16 protein-coding genes are annotated in these 22,823 nt (G+C 40.6%); 8 read left to right on the top strand and 8 right to left on the bottom strand.

Annotation, left to right across the window (positions count from 1 at the left end; all coding sequences use genetic code 11):
- Positions 1–180 precede the first annotated feature (180 nt).
- The 7 genes from D0T60_RS10350 (at position 181) to D0T60_RS10320 (ending at position 9,529) form a co-directional block, all read left to right on the top strand.
- Entirely contained in the window at positions 181–903 is a 723-nt protein-coding gene (locus D0T60_RS10350; protein ID WP_163218199.1) for a rhomboid family intramembrane serine protease, read from the top strand.
- Positions 881–1,822, top strand: coding sequence for a rhomboid family intramembrane serine protease (locus tag D0T60_RS10345; protein WP_239059540.1), 942 nt, complete (start codon positions 881–883; stop codon positions 1,820–1,822). Before D0T60_RS10350 ends, D0T60_RS10345 begins: the two co-directional genes overlap by 23 nt.
- Before the next feature lie 3 nt (positions 1,823–1,825).
- Positions 1,826–2,917, top strand: coding sequence for an endonuclease/exonuclease/phosphatase family protein (locus D0T60_RS10340; protein WP_163218110.1), 1,092 nt, complete (start codon positions 1,826–1,828; stop codon positions 2,915–2,917).
- A 112-nt stretch (positions 2,918–3,029) separates the two neighbouring features.
- The gene (locus D0T60_RS10335) at positions 3,030–4,106 is read left to right on the top strand and encodes a DNA adenine methylase (RefSeq protein ID WP_163218109.1); all 1,077 of its coding nucleotides are present in this window, start codon (positions 3,030–3,032) and stop codon (positions 4,104–4,106) included.
- A gap of 9 nt (positions 4,107–4,115) precedes the next feature.
- Positions 4,116–5,225: a hypothetical protein gene (locus D0T60_RS10330; protein WP_163218108.1), complete on the top strand. Its 1,110-nt coding sequence runs from the start codon at positions 4,116–4,118 to the stop codon at positions 5,223–5,225.
- Positions 5,226–5,250: 25 nt separating this feature from the next.
- Entirely contained in the window at positions 5,251–7,341 is a 2,091-nt protein-coding gene (locus D0T60_RS10325; RefSeq protein WP_163218107.1) for a M3 family metallopeptidase, read from the top strand.
- 127 nt (positions 7,342–7,468) lie between these two features.
- Positions 7,469–9,529, top strand: a complete 2,061-nt coding sequence (locus D0T60_RS10320; protein WP_163218106.1) for an acetate--CoA ligase family protein — start codon at positions 7,469–7,471, stop codon at positions 9,527–9,529.
- An 88-nt stretch (positions 9,530–9,617) separates the two neighbouring features.
- Here D0T60_RS10320 and D0T60_RS10315 read toward each other — a convergent pair whose 3' ends face one another.
- Genes D0T60_RS10315 through D0T60_RS10305 form a run of 3 tightly spaced genes read right to left on the bottom strand, consistent with a single transcriptional unit; the run spans position 9,618 to position 13,006 of the window.
- The gene (locus tag D0T60_RS10315) at positions 9,618–10,373 is read right to left on the bottom strand and encodes a succinate dehydrogenase/fumarate reductase iron-sulfur subunit (protein ID WP_163218105.1); all 756 of its coding nucleotides are present in this window, start codon (positions 10,371–10,373) and stop codon (positions 9,618–9,620) included.
- A complete protein-coding gene (locus tag D0T60_RS10310) occupies positions 10,373–12,316 on the bottom strand; it encodes a fumarate reductase/succinate dehydrogenase flavoprotein subunit (RefSeq protein WP_163218104.1) in 1,944 nt (647 codons plus the stop codon). The genes D0T60_RS10315 and D0T60_RS10310 overlap by 1 nt, the downstream gene beginning before the upstream one ends.
- A gap of 36 nt (positions 12,317–12,352) precedes the next feature.
- On the bottom strand, positions 12,353–13,006 hold the full coding sequence (locus tag D0T60_RS10305) for a succinate dehydrogenase cytochrome b subunit (protein WP_370524413.1): 654 nt from the start codon (positions 13,004–13,006) through the stop codon (positions 12,353–12,355).
- Between the two features lie 388 nt (positions 13,007–13,394).
- Between D0T60_RS10305 and D0T60_RS10300 the strand changes: the two genes are divergently transcribed.
- On the top strand, positions 13,395–15,890 hold the full coding sequence (locus tag D0T60_RS10300; RefSeq protein WP_163218102.1) for a beta-galactosidase: 2,496 nt from the start codon (positions 13,395–13,397) through the stop codon (positions 15,888–15,890).
- 97 nt (positions 15,891–15,987) lie between these two features.
- Here D0T60_RS10300 and D0T60_RS10295 read toward each other — a convergent pair whose 3' ends face one another.
- The 5 genes from D0T60_RS10295 to D0T60_RS10275 all read right to left on the bottom strand — a co-directional run bounded on the left by D0T60_RS10295 (position 15,988) and on the right by D0T60_RS10275 (position 22,711).
- Entirely contained in the window at positions 15,988–16,173 is a 186-nt protein-coding gene (locus D0T60_RS10295) for a hypothetical protein (protein WP_163218101.1), read from the bottom strand.
- Positions 16,174–16,448: 275 nt separating this feature from the next.
- Positions 16,449–17,114 carry a GDSL-type esterase/lipase family protein gene (locus tag D0T60_RS10290; protein ID WP_163218100.1) on the bottom strand — a complete coding sequence of 222 codons (666 nt, stop codon included), beginning with the start codon at positions 17,112–17,114 and terminating at the stop codon, positions 16,449–16,451.
- A 14-nt stretch (positions 17,115–17,128) separates the two neighbouring features.
- On the bottom strand, positions 17,129–18,616 hold the full coding sequence (locus D0T60_RS10285; RefSeq protein ID WP_163218099.1) for a glycoside hydrolase family 28 protein: 1,488 nt from the start codon (positions 18,614–18,616) through the stop codon (positions 17,129–17,131).
- Positions 18,617–18,643: 27 nt separating this feature from the next.
- Positions 18,644–19,822, bottom strand: coding sequence for a rhamnogalacturonan acetylesterase (locus tag D0T60_RS10280; protein ID WP_163218098.1), 1,179 nt, complete (start codon positions 19,820–19,822; stop codon positions 18,644–18,646).
- A gap of 6 nt (positions 19,823–19,828) precedes the next feature.
- Positions 19,829–22,711, bottom strand: a complete 2,883-nt coding sequence (locus tag D0T60_RS10275) for a sugar-binding domain-containing protein (RefSeq protein ID WP_163218097.1) — start codon at positions 22,709–22,711, stop codon at positions 19,829–19,831.
- Between the last annotated feature and the right edge of the window lie 112 nt (positions 22,712–22,823).

Raw genomic sequence — 22,823 nt, 5'->3', positions numbered from 1 at the left:
AAAGAACGAGATCCTATACACACAAATATATAACTAACAAACTAAAATATCAAATAGATTTATCAAAAAAGTGCGTCAAATTATTGAAAAAGAATAAATACAGAATCTTTTTCCGGTATTGACCAGAATTTATTTGTATTTTTGTTTCGATTTACACTAAAAATTGAGATAGAAGGTATGATGAATACAATGCCCCCGGTAACTAAGAATCTTATCATAATAAATATTTTGTTTTTCCTGGCTACTTATGTAGCGAGAGGGTATGGAATAGACCTTAACGAATACTTGGCATTGCATTTCTTTAAGGCGGATAACTTTAACCCTGCACAATTAGTTACTTATATGTTTATGCATGGAGGTTTTTCGCATATATTATTCAACATGTTTGCTCTATTTATGTTTGGACGCGTGCTTGAGCAGGTATGGGGTGGTAAACGTTTCTTGCTGTTTTATTTGGTATGTGGTGTGGGTGCCGGATTGATACAGGAATTGGTACAGTATATCGAGTTTGAATCATTATTCGCCGGTTATCCTAAAACGCATGTAAGAATACCCGACGGATCGACTTTGCTGGTTGGTGAATATCTGAATTACTGGAGAACCGTAGGAGCTTCGGGGTCTGTGTTTGGCATACTTCTTGGCTTCGGTATGTTATTTCCTAATGAACGAATATTTATTATGTTCTTGCCAATTCCAATTAAGGCGAAGTATTTTGTGATAGGATATGCCGTAGTAGAGTTACTGATGGGTCTTGCAAATAATCCGGGAGATAATGTGGCTCATTTCGCCCATTTGGGAGGTATGATATTCGGATTCTTCTTAATTGTTTATTGGAAGAAGAAGGGAGTTATGTATTGGCAAGGAAGAGGAAGGAATGACAATGAGACAACCTATTTTCGATAATCTGAAGAATAACTTTAGAAAAGGTAATATAACAATTCAACTGATTTACATCAATGTAGGTGTTTTTCTGTTGATGTCTCTATTTTCTGTCGGCTTTTTGCTGTTCAACAGAAGCGCATATTCTATTTTTAGTTGGTTTGAATTACCGGCTTCTTTTACAAATCTCCTGAATCAGCCCTGGTCGTTATTTACCTACATGTTTATGCATGCCGGTATTCTGCATATATTATTTAATATGCTGTGGCTGTATTGGTTTGGTAATATCTTCCTGCAATTCTTTTCTTCCAAACATCTTAGAGGACTCTACCTCTTTGGAGGACTTTGTGGCGGGTTGCTCTATATGATTGCTTTTAATGTTTTCCCGTATTTTGAGCCTGTGGTAGAATCCTCGGTGATGGTAGGAGCATCTGCTTCTGTACTCGCCATTGTGGCGGCTGCCGCTTATCGGGCGCCGGATTATCGTATCAACTTACTTTTATTCGGGCCGGTACGACTAAAATATCTGGCTATTGGAGTTATTATACTCGATCTGGTATTTTTGGTTCCTGGCGATATGACGAATCCTGAGCTCGTTCAAAGACTGGCAAGCAATGCAGGAGGACACATAGCCCATATTGGTGGAGCTTTATCCGGTATTTGGTTTGCTGCAAGCTTAAGCAAAGGAGCCGATTTAACCTCCTGGATCAATAAACTATTCGATGGAATTATTCGTTTGTTCAGTAAAGATACTTGGGAGAAGAAACCCAAGAAAGCAAAGATGAAAGTAAACCATAGCCGGAATATGGACTATGATTACAACGCCCGCAAAAAAGAGAGTTCGGACGAGATAGACCGAATTCTGGATAAGCTGAAAAAGTCTGGTTATAACAGTCTTACTACCGAAGAAAAGAAAAGTTTGTTTGACGCAAGTAAGAAATAGAAGATGAAAAGTTTGGGGAAAATAGCTATTCTCCTGATAATGACAGGCAATGTTGTTTTTATTATCTTGCTTTTGTTGTCAGCTTATAGCCCTTACATGAATCCTGCGAAAGTACCATTGCTGGGCTGTATGGGATTGATTTTTCCTATATTCCTGATTGTAAACGTCTGCTTTTTAGTCTTCTGGTTGCCGATTCGCTATAAACTGGCTTTAGTGCCTTTGGTGGCTTTATTATTGTGCTTTCCTCAGATAAGAGCTTACATACCTGTTAATATACGAACCAAAAACATTCCCGAAAATAGCATCAAACTCCTAACCTACAATGTGATGAACTTCAACACAATGGAAAAGGTTGACGGGAAAAGCCCCATTCTGGCTTACATCAAAAACAGTGGAGCTGATATTATTTGCCTGCAAGAGTTTGTGCCTGCATCGAACAGGAAATACCTCACACAGGAAAACATAAATGATGTGTTGAAAGAGTATCCATACAGAAGGATACACAAGCTTGGGAAATTAAAGAATAATGGTATTGCCTGTTACTCCAAATATCCGATACTTTCCGACCGAGTGCTTTCGTATGAAAGTGATAGTAATGGCTCTGTGGTTTATGAAATAAAGATAGGGAATGACACTATTACCTTAATAAACAATCACCTGGAATCCAACAAGTTAACAACAGAAGACAGAAAGCTGTATGAGAACCTGATTGAATCTCCCGAAAGTGCCAAGGTAAAACGTGGAGCCAGGTATCTTCTTGGGAAGCTAAAGGAAGCAGTAGCTATTCGAGGAAAACAAGGAAAGGTTATCCGGGAGGAGGTGAAGAACGCTCCTCATAAATCAGTTATTGTATGTGGCGATTTTAATGATTCTCCTTTATCTTATCCGCATCATCTGTTAACCAAAGAGCTGAATGATGCTTTTAGTCAGTCAGGTAGCGGACTTGGTATCTCTTTCAATCGAAATAAATTCTACTTCCGGATCGATCATATATTAATGAGTAAAAATTTGAAAGCTTATAATTGTACGGTCGATCGTTCAATTAAGGATTCCGACCATTATCCGATGTGGTGTTATATATCTAAAAGGAAGTAAGGAATCCTTGTCTACTAAAACCAAACATTAATGGATGACATATATGATATTGATAGTGGATATAGCGTTTGTTCCTTAACTTTTTGTAAATTTGTAGATTTAAAGATATAACATGCTGTTCGATAACTATAGATATTTTGATTACCAATTTCCTGAGCCACAATATTTGGGGGCAAAACACACTCATTTATCGTGGATTAATAAGTTTATCCCTAAAGATATTGATGTAGCTCTTGACGCTTTTGCCGGCTCTCAATCAGTTGGCTATCTTTTCAAACAGTTAGGTTTAAGAACTATTGCAAATGATTTTTTAAATTTCAATACCCAAATAGGTAAGGCGTTAATCGAAAATAAGTCGGAAAAATTAAACGCAGACGATTTAGCTATTCTATTTCAAGAAGCACCGAAAAAGGATAACTTCACTCTAATGGAAGATGTTTTTACTGATGTATTCTTTAAGAGAGAGGAGTCTGTTTTTATAGATAATTTCAGAGCCAATATTCCCTTACTAAATAGTCAATATAAGCAAGCACTTGCTTTTGCTGTTATGAATCGCAGTTTGACTCGAAAAATTACAATGGGACATTTTGGGCATACACAAGCTTTGGTTTATGCTAGCGATCCTGAGAGAATAAAACGAAATAGAAGTTTAGTTCGACCAATAAAAGAAATATTCTCAGAGCTTTTGCCTAAATATAACAATGCCATATTTGATAATGGGAAAGATAACCAGAGTTTTAATGAGAATATTTTGGATTTATTGCCGAAATTATCAAATATAGATTTAGTTTATTTTGATCCACCTTATTGCAATAGCCATGCTGATTATCAAGGATTTTATCATTTACTCGAAACTTATACAGAATATTGGAGGGACAAAAAATTTGTTAATGGAATAAGACGATATGAACCGCAAAAATATAGTGGTTTTGATAAGAAAAGTGAAATAATTACTTCTTTCGAAAAGTTGTTTGAAGCATCGAACGATATTCCATATTGGCTGATAAGTTATAATAATCGTAGCTATCCGGATATTCAAACATTTGAAAAAATGATTTCAAGATTTCGTGATGTGAAGATTGAATATAAAACATATCATAATGGTAGAGGTGGTAAAGGTAGCGTAGCAGGTAGTAAAGAGATCTTATTTGTTTGTGCGCCAAAGAGTCGCTTACATCATTATCTGTAAATATAGAGTATGGAAGACTTTAATTATTGGGATAGCCTTCACCGGAACGAGGCTTTAGAGGAGTTTAGTTGCAGTCGAGTTGGGTTATTGTGGCTGAAACTCAAATCCATTATCAGAGTGGAATTGGTAAAAGGCTTTCTGGATTTTACAGGTTATGAGATTAGCTTAAAAAAACAGAGCGATAATTTTCGTCTGTTGTTTGATTTGCTTTCTAAGAATATCGACAAATCACATGAATTATTGGATGAATACATTAAGTGTATCAGCAATCGGCAGATTGCAAATATTGATATTCAGAAATTAGTTTCAGAACTGTACAAACTTAAAAATTTTGAATGGGGTGGCGATTATCAAAACTCTCTGGATAAATATCTGGTTAGTAGGTATGTAAAAGTACAGAATCCTTCATTTGATCATTTAATATCAAAATTTGAAACAGAAATAAACCCAGCCGTACAAGGGTATGTGTTGAATAGTTGGTATAACTATTGGAGCAGTATCTTGATTGAGAATATATTTAAATCACATCCTGAGGTTTTACCCACAGTAGGACAAATAAAAAGTGTTGACTTTTTTATTGGTGATATTCCTTTTGATTTAAAAGTTACCTATCTTCCTGCTGAATACATTAAACAGAAACGGAAAGAAAAAGGACTCCCTGTGGAACTTACTTTCTTAAAGCAAAAGGCAAAGGTAGCAAATGTCATGTATGATAAATGTGCAAAACCAAATGACATTTTCTACGAAATAACAGAGAAAATGAGCGACCGTAATGATGACTTCTGTAGACAAACATTGCAAACACTAAAAGATGAAAAGATCCAAATATTAAAAGAGGCACAGGAAAACCCTAAGTTGCTAGCAAAATGGTTATATGAAAACCAGGGTGAAATGCGCTTTGGCTCAGAAAACCGTTTATTTCTTGTATTAGTAGATACGGATGATTTTAATAATTCATGGAAATTAAAACGAAATATAGACTTATTAAAACCAACAATCGTTGAATACTTAGATAACTTTAAAAATAAGAAGATTGAAGACTTGCAAGTTACCTTTGAGTTTAAAGGTAAACCACATATGTTTTCAGCTTTGGCAGATGTGATTTTTGTCATAAAATAAACTAACTATATTCTATAAAACATCTATGAAAAAGAAATTAATTATTTTATCAGTAGCCTGTAGTATAATGATGAATTCTTGTACGAATACAAACAAAACGGATAATCCGTTCTTTACTGCGTTTGAAACCGAATATGGTGTTCCTCCTTTTGAAGCAATCAAGTTAGAACATTACAAACCTGCCTTTGAGAAAGGAATCGAAGAGCAAACTGCCAACATTGATGCCATTATAAAAAGTAGTGATGAACCTACATTCGAAAATGTAATCGTAGCTTTGGATAATAGCTCACCCACATTAGACAGAGTAGGTGGTGTATTCTTTAATGTTACCGAAGCAGAAACAACCAAGGAACTTACTGAACTTTCTATGGCTATTGCTCCTCAGCTTTCAGAGCATAATGACAACATCTACCTGAATCAAGACCTGTTTAAAAAGGTAGACGCGGTTAATCAGAAGAAAGATCAACTGAACCTGACTACCGAACAAAAGAGATTACTGGATAAAGTGTATAAATCATTTGTACGTTCCGGAGCTAATTTGAGTGAAGAAGAGCAAGCTCGCCTTCGCGAAATAAACAAGGAACTTTCTACACTTGGCCTTACATTCAGCAACAACATTTTGAATGAGAACAACGCCTTTCAACTATTTGTAGAAAAAGAAGAAGAACTCTCCGGATTGCCGGAATGGTTTAAGGCAAGTGCTGCCGAAGAAGCTAAAGCTGCCGGACAAGAAGGTAAATGGTTATTTACTTTGCATAATGCCAGTCGCCTTCCGTTCCTGCAATATGCCGATAACAGAGACTTGCGCGAAAAGGTTTATACAGCTTATATCAACCGCGGAAATAACAATGATGCCAATGATAATAAAGAGATTATAGCCAAAGTAATTAAGCTTCGTTTGGAAAAAGCACAATTGATAGGTTATGATAACTATTCGAACTTTGTATTGGATAATACCATGGCAAAGAACTCTTCCGTAGTTATGGATTTCTTAAATAACCTTTGGCAATATGCACTTCCTAAAGCTAAAGCAGAAGCCAAAGAGCTACAATCTTTAATGGATAAAGAAGGCAAAAAAGAAAAATTGGCAGCTTGGGATTGGTGGTACTACACCGGAAAGCTTCGTGAAGCCAAATATAACCTGAATGAAGAAGAACTGAAACCTTACTTCAAACTTGAGAACGTACGCAATGGCGCATTCGATGTTGCCAATAAACTATACGGCATTACCTTTACCCAGCTTAGTGGAATTCCTGTATATCATCCGGATGTAGAAGTATTTGAAGTGAAAGATGCCGATGGTTCTCAATTGGGTATCTTCTATGTAGATTATTTCCCACGCTCAGGAAAGAGTGGAGGCGCTTGGATGAGCAATTTCAGAGAGCAAAAAGCAGATGTTCGTCCGTTAGTATGCAATGTTTGCAACTTTACCAAGCCTGTAGGCGATACCCCCTCTCTATTAACATTAGATGAAGTGGAAACCCTCTTCCATGAGTTTGGACACGGTCTTCATGGCCTGCTTACCAAATGTAATTATGTTGGTGTATCGGGTACCAATGTAGTGCGCGACTTTGTTGAACTTCCTTCGCAAATTATGGAGCATTGGGCTACAGAACCCGAAGTTCTTAAATCTTATGCCAAACATTATCAGACAGGAGAAACCATTCCCGACGCTTTGATTGAGAAGATCCAGGCACAAAGCACTTTCAACCAGGGATTTATGACTACCGAACTCTTGGCAGCTGCCTTATTGGATATGAATTTGCACAACCTGACTGAAACCGAAAATTTAGATATAGTTGCTTTTGAAAAAGAAGCCATGGATAAGCTTGGGTTAATACTCGAAATAGCTCCTCGCTACCGTGTTACTTATTTCAACCATATCATAGGTGGATATGCCGCCGGTTATTATAGTTATCTTTGGGCGAACGTTCTTGACTCTGATGCCTTTGAAGCTTTCAAAGAAAATGGTATCTTTGACAAAAAGACAGCCAACCTGTTCCGTTCTAACGTGTTGGAACGTGGAAATAGTGACGATCCGATGGTTCTCTACACAAATTTCCGAGGTGCGGAACCTAAGCTGGATGCTATGTTAAAGAACAGAGGAATGAAGTAATTATTTTAGTTACAGGTTACAAGTTACGAGTTACAAGTTTTGTTAAGTTCTCGTAACTCGTAACCCGTAACCCGTAACCCGTAACTCGTAACTCGTAACTTGTAACCCGTAACTTATAACTAATATCATGATAACACAACAATTATTACACCCCGAAAGCATTGTAGTAGTCGGTGCCTCCAACAATGTACATAAACCCGGAGGAGCTATTCTCCGGAATATTCTGGCAGGAAAGTACAAAGGCGAATTAAGAGCTGTAAACCCCAAGGAGAAAGAAGTGCAGGGAGTAAAAGCTTATGAAGATGTAAGCGAGCTACCGAATACCGATTTGGCCATTCTGGCTATTCCTGCCCATCTGTGTCCTGCTGTGGTAGAAACATTGGCGAGTACAAAAGAAACGAAAGCGTTTATTATTCTTTCTGCCGGCTTCGGAGAAGAGACACACGAAGGTGCCATTCTCGAAAACCAGATATTGGAAACAGTCAATAAATACAATGCTGCTCTGATTGGACCTAATTGTATTGGCTTATTGAATATTTGTCATCACAGTGTATTTACACAACCTATTCCTACATTGAATCCTCAAGGAGTTGATCTTATATCAAGCTCCGGAGCAACGGCTGTGTTCATTTTGGAGTCGGCTGTAGTAAAAGGACTTCAGTTCAATTCTGTTTGGTCGGTAGGAAATGCCAAGCAAATTGGTGTGGAAGATGTTTTGCAATATATGGATGAGCATTTTGATGCCGAGAAAGATTCGAATATCAAACTGCTTTATGTAGAAAGCATTAAAGATCCGGACCGCTTGCTGCTACATGCTTCTTCTTTAATAAAGAAAGGATGTAAGATTGCAGCTATAAAGTCGGGCAGCTCCGAGAGTGGCAGTCGGGCAGCATCCTCTCATACAGGTGCTATCGCCAGTTCCGATTCTGCTGTGGAGGCATTGTTTCGTAAAGCCGGCATTGTGCGGTGTTATTCACGTGAGGAGCTGACCACCGTTGGTTGTATCTTTACATTGCCCGAGCTTAAGGGACGTAATTTTGCTATTGTTACCCATGCCGGTGGTCCTGGAGTGATGCTTACCGATGCTCTTTCAAAAGGAGGACTGAATGTGCCCAGCCTGGAAGGTCCGGTTGCCGATGAACTGAAGACTAAGTTGTTTTCAGGTGCGTCTGTGGGTAACCCGATAGATATTCTGGCAACCGGTACGCCCGAACAACTTAGTACAGTTATTGATTATTGCGAGAATAAGTTTGAGAATGTAGATGCAATTCTCGCCATCTTCGGTACTCCGGGTTTGGTAACAATGTTTGAAACATACGAAGTATTGCATCAAAAGATGCTAATCAATAAGAAGCCCATTTTCCCTGTTCTTCCTTCTATCAATACCGCCGGTAAAGAGGTAGAGGAGTTTCTAAAGAAAGGGCATGTGAACTTTGCCGATGAGGTTACCTTGGGAACTGCTCTTTCGCGCATTATGAATGCTTCGAAACCGGCAGCAAACGAAATAGAATTGTTTGGAGTAGATGTTCCCCGTATTCGTCGCATTATCGACTCTATACCCGAGGATGGATACATTGCCCCCAATTATGTACAAGAGTTGTTGCATTCGGCAGGTATTCCAATAGTAGAAGAATTTGTATCCGACAATAAAGCAAGTGTATTGGCCTTTGCCCAACGAACCGGATTCCCGGTAGTAGCCAAAGTGGTAGGTCCTGTGCATAAATCGGATGTAGGGGGTGTTGTTTTGAATATAACAAGCAAGCAGCATCTATCTTTAGAGTTCGATCGTATGATGCAGATACCCGATGCAAAAGCCATCATGGTGCAGCAGATGCTTAAAGGAACCGAGCTCTTTATCGGTGCGAAATACGAAGAGAAGTTCGGGCATGTAGTCCTTTGCGGGCTGGGTGGTATTTTTGTAGAAGTGCTGAAGGATATATCTTCCGGTTTAGCTCCTTTATCTTACGAAGAGGCTTATTCCATGATTCGCTCCTTACGTGCTTATAAGATTATAAAAGGAACACGCGGACAGAAAGGGGTGAATGAGGATAAGTTTGCCGAAATCATTGTTCGTTTGTCTACGCTACTTCGCTTTGCCACAGAAATAAAGGAAATGGATATTAATCCGTTGTTGGCAACAGAGAAGGATGTTATAGCGGTGGATGCGAGGATCAGGATAGAGAAATAACAAACTCTCTTGCTTGAAATACGTATATAAATAAAAGGTCCTTGTTGATATTCCATCAGCAAGGACCTTTTTAAGTATTGTATACTGCTTAATCTTTCAATTTAGCTTTAATGAAATCGCGGTTCAGACGAGCAATGTGGCTGATAGAAATGCTTTTCGGACATTCCGCTTCACAAGCACGTGTGTTGGTACAGTTGCCGAAACCAAGTTCATCCATCTTCGAAAGCATGGCTTTAGCACGACGAGATGCTTCAACCTTTCCTTGTGGAAGAAGATTTAACTGGCTTACTTTAGCAGATACGAACAACATAGCCGAACCATTCTTACAAGCAGCCACACAAGCACCACAACCTACGCAAGCAGCAGCATCCATAGCTTCATCGGCTACTTCTTTAGAGATAAGGATGGCATTCGCATCTTGAGGAGCACCTGTATTTACGTTTACGTAACCACCTGCCTGCATAATCTTATCGAAAGCATTGCGGTCTACCATTAAGTCTCTGATTACAGGGAAACCTGCCGAACGCCAAGGCTCTACAGTTACAGTTTCTCCGTCTTTGAAACGACGCACATACATCTGGCAAGTAGTAACAGCCGATGCAGGACCATGTGGATGTCCGTTAATATATAAAGAACACATACCGCAGATACCTTCGCGACAGTCGTGGTCGAATACAATTGGTTCTTCTCCTTTGTTTACGAGGTCTTCATTCAGAATATCGAGTGCTTCCAGAAACGAAGTATCTGTTGGGATATCCTTCATTTCGTAAGTTCTAAATTCTCCTTTAGCTTTAGGCCCTCTCTGGCGCCATATCTTCAGTTTAAATGATATATTCTTTTCCATTACGCTTTGTAATTACGGGTTTGTACTTTGGTGAATTGATAATTCAGATCTTCTTTAATTAATTCAGGTTCTTTATCTTCACCGTTATATTTCCAACAAGCTACATAAGAGTAGTTTGCATCGTCACGAAGGGCTTCCCCTTCGGGTGTTTGATACTCTTCGCGGAAGTGACCACCACAAGATTCGTTGCGGTTTAATCCGTCGAGAGCCATTAACATACCCACTTCAATAAAGTCATCTAAACGAAGTGCTTTTTCCAGTTCGATGTTCAAATCATCCACATCACCGGGGATGCGAACATCACTCCAGAACTCTTTTTTCACTTCTTTGATCTCTTTCAAAGCTTTCTCCAACGATTCTTTTGTACGAGCCATACCCACAAGCTCCCACATAATGTGTCCCAGTTTCTTATGGATAGAGTCAACCGAATGTTTACCGTTGATGGATTTCAGTTTCTTAATCTTATCTGTAATCTCCTTCTCAGCTTCTACGAACTCAGGAAGATCGGTAGAGAAACGAGGAACCTGAATCTGATCGGCCAGATAGTTTTGGATTGTATAAGGAAGAACGAAGTATCCGTCTGCCAAACCTTGCATCAACGCAGAAGCTCCCAAGCGGTTGGCACCGTGATCGGAGAAGTTAGCTTCACCAATAGCAAACAGACCCGGGATGGAAGTCATCAACTCATAGTCAACCCAGATACCCCCCATTGTATAGTGGATAGCGGGGAAGATCATCATCGGAGTTTTATATGGATTCTCGTCGGTGATTTCTTCGTACATATCGAAGAGGTTACCGTAACGGGCACGAACTACATCTTCACCCAAGCGGTCGATAGCATATTTAAAGTCGAGGAATACGGCCAAGCCTGTATTGTTTACTCCAAATCCTGCATCACAACGTTCTTTTGCTGCACGAGAAGCCACGTCGCGAGGTACAAGGTTACCGAAAGCAGGGTAACGGCGCTCCAGGTAGAAATCGCGGTCTTCGTCAGGAATATCGTTGGCTTTCTTGGTTCCGGCTTGCAATGCTTTGGCATCTTCGATTTTCTTTGGCACCCAGATACGACCATCATTACGAAGTGATTCAGACATCAAAGTCAATTTAGATTGCTTGTCGCCATGCACAGGTACACAAGTCGGGTGAATTTGAGCGAAACAAGGATTCGCAAAATAAGCACCTTTTTTGTAGCATTGGATAGCTGCAGAACCGTTCGATCCCATCGCATTTGTAGAAAGGAAGAAAGCGTTACCATAACCACCTGTACCGATTACTACGGCATGAGCAGCAAAACGTTCTACTTTACCTGTTACTAAGTTACGAGCCAAAATACCACGCGCACGACCGTCGATCATTACCAGGTCAAGCATTTCGTAGCGAGTGTACAACTTCACATTACCTTGGTGTACTTGGCGGCTCAATGCCGAGTAAGCACCCAAAAGAAGTTGTTGTCCGGTTTGGCCACGGGCATAGAATGTACGGGATACTTGAGCACCACCGAAAGAACGGTTGTCGAGTGTACCACCATAATCGCGTGCAAAAGGAACACCTTGAGCCACACATTGGTCGATGATAGCATTCGCTACCTCTGCCAAACGATAAACGTTTGCTTCGCGGGCACGATAGTCACCCCCTTTAATAGTATCGTAGAACAGACGATAAACCGAGTCACCGTCGTTTTGATAATTCTTAGCAGCGTTGATACCTCCCTGTGCAGCGATAGAGTGAGCACGACGGGGAGAATCTTGAATACAGAAGTTGAATACTCTGAATCCCATTTCACCGAGAGAAGCGGCAGCCGACGCACCGGCCAATCCGGTTCCTACTACGATGATATCCAGACGGCGTTTGTTTGCCGGGTTTACCAGTTTCTGGTGAGCTTTATAGTTACTCCATTTTTCGGCCAATTGACCTTCAGGAATTTTTGAATCTATTTTAGTCATAATGCTATTTCTAATTTAATGATTTACAAACTGCTATTAACAAGCTCCACACAAAGATTTAGCGAAAAATACGATAATTACCAGCGCAAATCCGCCTACAACCAGTGTTGAGTAAACATACGATGTTTTTCTCCAGCGTTCGAACCATATTTTATTGCTCCAACCCATAGTTTGCAAAGAACTCCAGAAACCATGTGTAAGATGGAACCAAAGAGCAACCAGCCAAATGAGGTAAAGTACTACATATACAGGCTGGCTGAATGTGTATTCGATAAATGCATACCCGTCGGTAGGAGCAATACCTCCATTCTCGGCAGCAGAATGTATTCCTTGTAATTCGGAAAACATCATTTTAAACCAGAAGTTGTATAAATGCAACCCTAACCCAAGTACTACGATTAACCCCAGTACAAACATGTTTTGAGACGCCCATTCCACTGTTTTGGGCTTGCTTGTTACCGCATAGCGTTCGCTACCGCGTGCTTTGCGATTTTGTAAGGTTAGCCAGATAGCATAAATAAAGTGAATAGCAACCAAAGCACCTAAACCTGCTGTTGCTACCAATGCATACCAATTGGCTCCAAGCATAGCGCAGATCCAATTATAACCCTCCGCACTGATAATCGCAACAAGATTCATCGCCATGTGAAATGTCAGAAACAGGATAAGGGCAATCCCGGTAAGGCTCATTACCACTTTCCTTCCTACAGATGAATTACTTAACCACATAAATGATCGATTTTAAATTATTTAATTATTAAAACTATTAATCTTTACCGTCTGTATTGATTTAATCCCGCAAAATTAGATGAAATAGGTAGATAAAGCAAGGAATTAAAGAAATAATTCCGTAATCGGAGAGAAGGTTTTTAACTGTGGTGGTGCTACCAGCGCCCATTCTTTAATGTAAGGAAGTACAAATCAATAGAAATACGTTCAAAAGAGTGAAAAAGCGAGAGGAATATATGAACTTTTAGCTATTTTTGGAACACGGAGACACAAAGACACAGAGACTTTAATTTCACTCTGTGCCTTTGTGTCTCCGTGTTCTAAGTTTATATCTTTAATCCGTAATACAATGAAAAGACTTCTTCTTTTATTTGCTTTATTCTTTTTCTGTGTTTCCATAGCCTTTGCTCAAACAGAGAGTGCAAAAGTGTATCTCACCGATCTTTCAATAAAGACAGAAACCAAGCCGGTAGTGAAACTATCGCAAGGCAGCCATGTTTCCAAAAGCGGCAAAACACTGACGCTTAACAATTCTTATTTTATTCGCGATGGGAAACCTTGGTTCCCGGTGATGGGAGAGATGCACTACGTTCGCCTGCCACAAGACGAATGGGAAGAATCTATTCTAAAGATGAAGGTTTCGGGTATTGACATCATTGCTACGTATGTGTTCTGGAACTACCACGAAGAAGAACAAGGCGTGTTCGACTGGACGGAAGACAGAGACTTAAAGCTATTTGCCGAACTATGCAAAAAGCATGATATCTACTTATTTCTTCGCATAGGTCCTTGGTGTCATGGAGAAGTAAGGTATGGCGGACTTCCCGACTGGGTACAAAAGCTGGAAGGAGGAACCCGCAACGATAACCCCGAATATTTGAAATACGTAGATCGTTTCTTTAAAGAGATCTATAAACAAACCAAAGGATTGTACTTTAAAGATGATGGCCCCATTATCGGTACCCAAATAGAAAACGAATTTAGGTTTAATAGTGCCAAAGGGCTGGCGCATATACTCAACCTGAAAAAGATAGCGATGGAATCAGGCATTGATACTCCTTATTATACGGCTACCGGCTGGCCCGGTTCCAACCTGAGACAAAACGAACTGATTCCCGTTTGGGGAAGCTATCCCGAAGCTCCCTGGAGCAAAAGTACAAGTAAGCTTCCTCTATCGGCCAATTACCTGTTCGGCCCCTTGCAAAACGATCCTTTGATTGGAAATGATTTATTCGGAAAGCAGGAAAACGCTTCCATGCAAGGATATCGTTATCCGTATGCTACCGCAGAAATGGGAGGGGGTAATCAGGTTACCTATCATCGCCGTCCGGTGATAGATCCGGATGATGTAGTTTCTTTAGCTTATGTAAAAGCCGGCTCGGGAGCCAACTTATTAGGATATTACATGTATCACGGAGGTTCCAATAAGATTGGTAAGAAGAGCACCCTTCAGGAATCAAAGGCAACCAAGTATCCGAATGATTATCCCATTATCAGTTATGATTTTTATTCTCCTCTTGGAGAGTTTGGAGATGTAAGACAGTCTTGGGTCGAGTATAAAGTACTCCATTATTTCCTGAACGATTTTGGAGATAAGCTAACCACAACAAGTCCCTTTTTCCCCAATTTGTTGTGCAAAGATCCGAAAGACAAAAATACGCTGCGAATGGCTGTTCGTTCCGATGGTGAAGGAGGTTTCCTTTTCATCAACAACTACCAAAGAGGGTTGGAAATGAAGGAGCACCTTATAAAACCACAAATAAAAACGAAAAGGGGAGAACTGATTTCCTTTCCTGCAATGACTATTTGGAGAAGTCAACAATTGATTTTACCATTTAAGCTTACTTTAGATAAACTGTTTTTGGCGTATGCCACCGTACAACCTTTTTGTATTTTAAAGAATGAAAGCCCTACTTACGTGTTCTTTAAAACAGAAGGTATCGCACCTCAGATTATATTGAAAGCAGACGGCATTAAACAGATAAAAAGTGAAAGTACGCTGGTAGAGGAAGTAAAGGGTTATTATGTAATACAATTATCGGCCGATGAAAATGAATGCGAAGAAATAAAAGTAACCACTACGGATGATAAAGAGGTTAACTTTTTTGTTATCGGTCATGGAAAAGCCCGAAACTCCTGGAAAGTCAATATAGGTGGCACCGAGAGGTTGTGTGTAACTCAGGGAGAAATTATTCCCTATAAAGATAAATTAGTGTTGCGGAGTTTACGCTATTCTACCTTCAATCTGAGTGTTTATCCTAAGGAGAATCTTTCGTTATCCTTTACGGATAAAGCAAAATACTATACAGAAGAAGAGCAGTTGTGGAAACACCACCGATTCATTCTGCCGGAAACTGATCCTGTAATTGGTTTTGAACCGGTGGAAGATGTTAGCGAGTACATTCCCGGTGAACCGCAACTGCCGGAAGATGATCGTCTGGATTCCGTTCCTCTTAATTGTCCGGGGCCGCAATACTTTGTGAATTTCCGTCCGGTAGAAGGCTCACGTTACTGGCGGTTGCGGGTATCGAGTATAAGAAATCCTTATATCTCAAATGCTTATATAATGATAACTTATAAAGGAGATACCGGCTCTTTGTATCAGGATGGAGAGCTAATAGCCGACAATTACTACAATGGATTGCCCTTTAAATATTCATTAAGACGTTTGAAGCATAAAACGAAAGAAATGCTACTACAAGTTGTTCCGCTAAAGAATCCTCTAAGCATCTATTTAGAAGAAAATCAATTGAATGGAAAGGGAAAAGCGGAAGATAAAGATGCGCTTCTGAAGGGGATAACAGTGCTTCCGCAATATGAATTAACGATTATGCATGGGGAATAAAATTGATGAAAACCCGGAAGTTCTATCACCTTAAGAGATTTGGATGATAGAAATTCCGGGTTTTTAGTTGGCTTTCGCGTTCCAAGTGATGCAGTTATTATTGCAATTGCATCGCCGCTGTCATGGAGTAGCGCTCACCTTGTTCGTATGTCTGATCTGAGGATAAAACGATAGCCGTTGTATTGGTATACGTATTTCCGCTATTATTCTTCAATAGTTTCATACATTCTTCCACACCCGGGTGTAGGTGGTTTCTCCATCCGGATGTACGAGTCTTCTCCATCCGGATGGAGAAACCCTCTCCACCCGGGTGGAGAAAAAGTTTAAAAACTGTATCTGAATTTCGGACAAAACACCACTTGTCAGGATGACACTTGTGACACTTCGGTGATGCTTTTTAGAAAAGTATCACCCACTATTCAATCCTGTAAATCAACTTGTTAGAGCGGTGTGTGACACTTGTGACACTTTTTGGTCGAAAAAATCGATCTGAACAGATTTTCCACGAGAAATCTCTGAGGTCGAACAATTAAAAGAAAACCAGCTTAGAAGAACTCTCTACCTTTTAGCCGCAACCACCTGATAAATCGTCTCCGCAATCACCCTATGCCCCAAGTCATTCGGATGTAACTTATCATTTTTCGGATAACACTCTTCACCTTTATCAGATAAAGCACTATATAAATCAATAATTGGATATCCTCTTTCTTCGGCTACCTTTTTTATAATAGGAATAATCTCGTTGGCTAATACCTCAGGCTGATGCTGCCAACGTTCACTCGGAAAGATGGGAATAGGAAGACACAAATATATTTGAGGCTTGGAAGATAGATTGGCAAATTCATCACATAAGTAGTTAAGATCTGCTTCGAAGTTCTTGGCAAACTCACCACTGTTCCATACTTTGGGTTGCGAGTCATTGGTGCCTAAGGCGATGGTAACGATATCAGGCTCAAATTCTTTCGCTTTTGTAAATGCCTCTAATTGATTATAGGGTTTATGTGTGTTTCTGCAACAGGTAGCACCGCTAACCCCAAAATTGCGAACGTCATACTCTTCTCCCATCATTTCCGTGAATACACCTACATATCCTTTGGCGGCTCTGTCGGAGGCGGCGATCCCTGCGGTTATGCTATTCCCAATGCAGGCTACTTTGATTTTGGTTGCAAAGCCTTGCAATCCTATGCAGCAAACTAATAATAGAAGAAGGGTAATTCGTTTCATTGATAATAGATGTTTTATTTATAAAGAATCTGTGCAGTCAGTTGAGAGTTATTGGTTAACTCTACCTGATCGTTTTCGGTTGTTTTAAGTCGGATATCTTTTAGAGTAAAGTTCTCGGTGAACACAATCTTTCCTGCTTTTTGTGCTTCTATATCCATGTTATAAAGGCCAAAGTTCTCCAGTTGCAATGTCTCGTCTTTTCCCGAGGTGGAAATAAACTGGTCTACATTCGTAGCTGTTACGTTAGCCATATATACATTCTTAAAGTGGGGATATCCTTTCTCCTTAGGCTCCACGGGAGTAAGCATTACTTGCCAGTGCTCAGGTATTTTCTGGCCAATGTACTTCTCGGGGAGCTTTGAGTAGCTGTAAGTAGGATGCCAGTTAAGGTCGGCTACCAATAGATTTTTTACATCATCGGCTATTACATTACTCATATAAATGTTTTCGATAACTCCTCCGCGGTTCATGGCAGATTTTAGTCTCATGGCAGTAGATGTGCCGTAAGCTTTTAGGTTATAAGCTAAGATATTACGAATGCCTCCGGATGTTTCGCTGCCGCAAGTCATTAACCCACCGCCTTTGTGTGCTACGCAATTGCGGATAACTACATATTCGGTAGGGCGGTTTACGCGCAAACCGTCGGCATCTCTACCGGCTTTCAGGCAGATGTTATCGTCGTTGCAATCGATGGTACAGTTTTCTACCAAAATGTAAGAGGAAGAGTCGATGTCAATTCCGTCGGTACTTGGGCCGTGTCCGCCGATATTGTTATCGATCTTTAAACCATCCACTGTACAATATTGGGAGTAAAGCACTTGTATGCCCCAGAATCCGGTACGCATCAGGGTGAAATCCTTCAAGGATACATTCGAGGAGTTGGAGATAAGGATACCGCGAACGCGCTTACAATCGTAGTCTACAATCCAGCGCAGCCCTTCTGTTTCGTATTCTTTACGCATCTCCCAGTACTTATCCCAGAACACTTTGCCGCGACAGTCGATTTGTCCTTTGCCGGAAATGGCTGCGTTTTTAGTATCCATTACATTGAGTACGGCAGACGGCCACATCATTTCGATGCCTGCTACTCTCGATTTGAATTCCGGATAATCATCAATGTCTGTACTGGCAAGGAGGGTAGCCCCTTCACTGATTTCCAGGTTTACCCCTTCTTTAATAAACAGTGCTCCTGTGACATAATAACCCGGATCGAACGAAACAGTACCACCCCCTGCTTCATGGCAAGCATCAATAGCCTCCTGAATGGCTTTTGTGCTTAGGTGGGTGCTATCGTTAACAGCTCCAAATGAGTTTGCCTTGAAAACGTTTCCTTCCGGGAACTGTTTAGCTCCCACATCTTTTACCCATGAAAAATCTACCTTATGGTCCGATTCTATCCAGCTGAAGGAGGGGATTTGTTCAGCAGAGGATTGTGTCGTACATCCTGTCAGAGTTGCAATCGCTGCAATCCATACAATCAGACCCTTAAAATCTAAACTCATATATTCCTATTTCTTAAGTGTTCTATCTTAATTTCCGTCCGGTTTTTCAATCTCTACAAAAGAGCGTTGCACCCAGTGGAATGACTCTACCTTATCAGGTTGAGCAGGGTTATATCCCTGATAGTCTGATATAATGTTGTCTGCCAGAGGTAACTTATTCATTTTAATGCCTTCAATCACACACTTGGCTATTTGATACGCACCATACGGGTTGAAGTGGGTGTTATCTTCCAATGCCTTGGTTTGTCCGGGATATGTATTAGCCGGGTAGTGTACCAATGCTTTTTTAGAATCTTCAACTCCCAATGCTTCAAATAAGGTACGTGTCATAGAGTGAAGATCGATTAGAGAGATGTTTTCTTTGGCAGCCAACCACTTCATGGCTTCCGGGTAATCTGCATGTGTATCAACAATCTTTCCTTGTTCATTGAATCTTCTTCGTTGTGTAGGGGTTACCAATACAGGGTGAGCACCTTTGGCTACAGCTTCATCAATAAACGTTTTCAGGCTGGTCATGTATGAGTAGTAGGCACCTTTGCCCGGTCCTTTTTGTTTTTGGTCGTTGTGTCCAAACTCAATGAAGATGTAATCTCCGGCTTTCATTTGGGTGAGTGCCTTTTTGAGTCTTCCGGCACCAATGAATGTATTGGCCGATTCGCCTGATTCCGCATAGTTGGCTATCGCTACTTTCTCATTGAAGAAACGAGGAATCATTTGTCCCCAGCTGGCCCAAGGTTCATTGTCCTGATCTACTACGGTAGAGTTTCCGCATAAGAAAACAGTGATGGCATCTTCTACCTTTTCAATAGATAATCCTGCTACCTGAGGGGCATCTCCACTAAATTCAAAGGAGAGCTGATCGTCCCAATTCTTCTTAGTCTTTTCTCTCGGTTTGATTTTAACCGATTCTTTATCTGATATCTTAGGATTTCGTTTATTAATAGTAAATGTTCTTTCTACTATTTCTCCTTTTCTGGTGGGTAGATTCTCTATGAATAATCTTCCGGATTCTCCATAAATGGTAGTCATTCCCGCTTTCTTTTTAGAGCCGATTTTGATCGTCACTTTATAGTTTCCATCGGGCACGTCGACAGATATTCCTGGTCTTACCTCCTTTTCTTTGGTAAAGTCGAATGAATACGATGTTTGCTGTGCCTGACAGAAAGCACATATAGTAGCTACTAAAATGAATGTAATTTTTCTCATATTCTTTTATATCTTTTTGTTGTTTGGTACTTTCAATTCGTCGGGAGCATCCTTTGTGAAGAAGTTGACTTTAGGAGCTACTTTGGTAAATAGATCCTCGATTTGTTGGGGTGCCACACTGTCTGTGGGGCGGAAATAATCCGAGTTCATATAGTCGAGTATGGCTTTGTACATTTGTCTGGCCACGAATCTTTCGTCCGGTTTGCTTGTAACGTCCATACTTGTCATCATTAGTTTGCCGTTTAGAACCTTCGCCTCGAATAAAGTTCCGACTTTGCGACTGATAAACCAGGTGTCGATACTTTGCACCAAGGGTTGGAAGTCGTTCTCGAAATCGGAGAATTGCATTACCTGCGATTTATTCAATAGCTCCCACCATTGCAGGTTGCTGTGATACTCGGTAGGGAAGTTTTTAAATAAAGGATGATCGTTATTTACCCAGATACCTGTGGTATGGGGCGGACGCATTTTAAACCAGGAAGTATTCCAGAATACAGGCGTAAAGTATTGTTTTACATCTTTTCCGTAGGATATTTTCCCGGCGGCGGTTATCAATACATTTCCTCCTTCTTGAAGAATCTCTTTCGCTCGTGTATCTAATGTATCTGTGATGTATACATTGCCTTTTATTATTTCAACTTGTGCAGGGTACACCCAGAAGTCCCAATCATTTACAAAGTCGGTACCTTCTATACGAATCTCCAGATTTAGCTTTTGGGGAGAGGCAATGGCTTTGAGCGGATAATTAATCTCGCCCAGTTCAAAGCAGTTTCCTACAGGAATATCTTTGGTTGATACGATTCCTTTATCAAATACCTTTCCATATACATCTTTGATGGTGTATGTTACCTTTGCGTTTTTTAAAGGTGCTTTATAGAAATGTGTCACTTCAATGGCTGCTTTGAATGTTTCATCATTCTTATATACAAATTTAGGAATACGTGCTAAAGGTACGGTTTGACTGCAAAAGCGTCTCATTTCGGGTGCATTGATGTATCCTTTTTCTTCGAAGAATACATCCAGTAAACCTACCAATGCAGTTCCCTGACCCGAATAATCATTCAGGGCAAGTAATTGGAAACCTGCATAATCGGGTGTGCGGAGTGTTTTTTCAATTTCGTGTTTGTAGCAAAGCGCCTGCAATTTACCGGAAGCCATCATAAAATCGTGCCATTTATGCCCCATGTTATTATCTTCAAGAATCTCTCTGAATATCTCAAAGTTCTTCGCTTTGTTTACTCCTGTATATTTGCGTATCTCGCCAAAGTTGGGGAAAACACACCATTGCCCGGTTTCGTGTGATACGAATGGCTGACTAACTGTATCTATCTTCTCCTTGAAGTCCGACATCGATTCCGGTCGTTGGCTTGCCCAGCTCAAACCGCGGGCTCCTGCCTTTACATGATATTGATTGCGTGGTTGCCATGCCCAGCTTCCGCCTACAGAAGCACCGGTATATACATGCCGAGGGTCTGCTTTCTCCCAATATTCAACAAACTTGGTAACCCAGGGTACCCAGCGTCCGGCAGGTTCATTGCCACAGGCCAGCATACAATAGGAGGCATAATTGCCATATTCTTTAGTTAAGCGGATGGTTTCATCCATCAGATAAGTATCAACGGGTTGCCCCATGCCGAGCTTCGGACCATGATTAGGCCAGCTTGGGCCTTCGGGTTGAAGGTAAAAACCTACCAGATCGGCGGCAATAAATGCTGCCTCCGGAGGACAGAAAGAGTGGAAACGAATATGATTCAGACCGTAATTCCGGCAGATGCGGAATACCCGCTCCCAGTCTGCTACCTCCATTGGTGCATAACCGGTGAGCGGGAAGTCACAATTCTCTACTGTGCCACGTAGCATGGTTTTGTTTCCATTTACATAAAACCATTTGCCTTGGATGGTAAACTCACGCATACCAAACTGCACTTTCCTGATATCTTTCTTTTTACCTATTGTCAGTTCTGCTTGGAGCATATATAAAGCAGGGTCAAATTCGTCCCACGTAAGCATGCCGTCGCCAATGGGTAGTTCCATTTCGAATAGTTCTCCATCCGCTATCGTAAAGCGTTGGATAACAGCGGGTACTTTGTGTTTAACGGGCGAATTAAAACTCTCTGCCGATAGTTGTATATTAATGGTTGCATTGGTTGCCGGTTCTGTTTTGACTTTCATCTTCACAATTGCCTTCTTGTTGGCAAGGTCGGGATAGATTTGAATGTCGTCAAAATGAATCCGGGGGGTAGTTTGCAACTCAATTTTGCCTACAATACCGTTCCAGTTTCCTTGGGTTTGGTCGGTAATACTATGCGAATCGGGACCTACATTGATATTCTTGATGCGATTGTCTACCCGAATGGAGATTCTGCATTTACCGGGGGAAGCTAACGAGGTGATATCATACACATGAGGCACACAAAGGCTATTTTGCGTACCAACTTCGCGGTTGTTCACCCAAACCGTTGTTTCAATGTGTGGGCGTTCGAGGAATAATACAATACGTTCGCCTTTCCAATTTTTAGGGAGGATGATTTCTTTTTGATACCAGGCCACACCGATGTAATGTTTATCTGGTGTAAGGAAGAAGGGAACCTTAAAGTTTTCTTCTACCCTGAACTTTTCCATGTATGGATTAAAGTAGAAAGAACTATCGTATAAACTACCTGTCCATTGAGTGTGTACATTTACATTGTCGCCCTTCAGTTTCTCGGGCATAGACCCCGGCAGATTGATTCGGTCGGATAGTTTTTTGGCAAACCAGCTTTCTTTGACTCCGATGTCTTGCCTATCTATTTCGAATTCCCATTCGCCGGATAGGCTAAGGATTTGTTGGGCAGATAGAGTTGATGAGACTACTAAAAACCATATAAAAGAGATGAATAGTTTTTTCATGGTATCATGTAAGTTTTCATACGTAAATTAAGTTGTGCTCCCCACTGCCGAGGAGCGTTTTAAATCATTTTTCAATCTATTACTTTGAATTCAGACAAAAGAAAGAATAGCA

The sequence above is a fragment of the Bacteroides sp. 224 genome (assembly GCF_010500995.1).
In the GTDB taxonomy this organism is placed as follows: domain Bacteria; phylum Bacteroidota; class Bacteroidia; order Bacteroidales; family Bacteroidaceae; genus Bacteroides.
The sequence above is the reverse complement of the archived record's forward strand: the minus strand, read 5'-3'. Positions and strand labels throughout refer to the sequence as shown.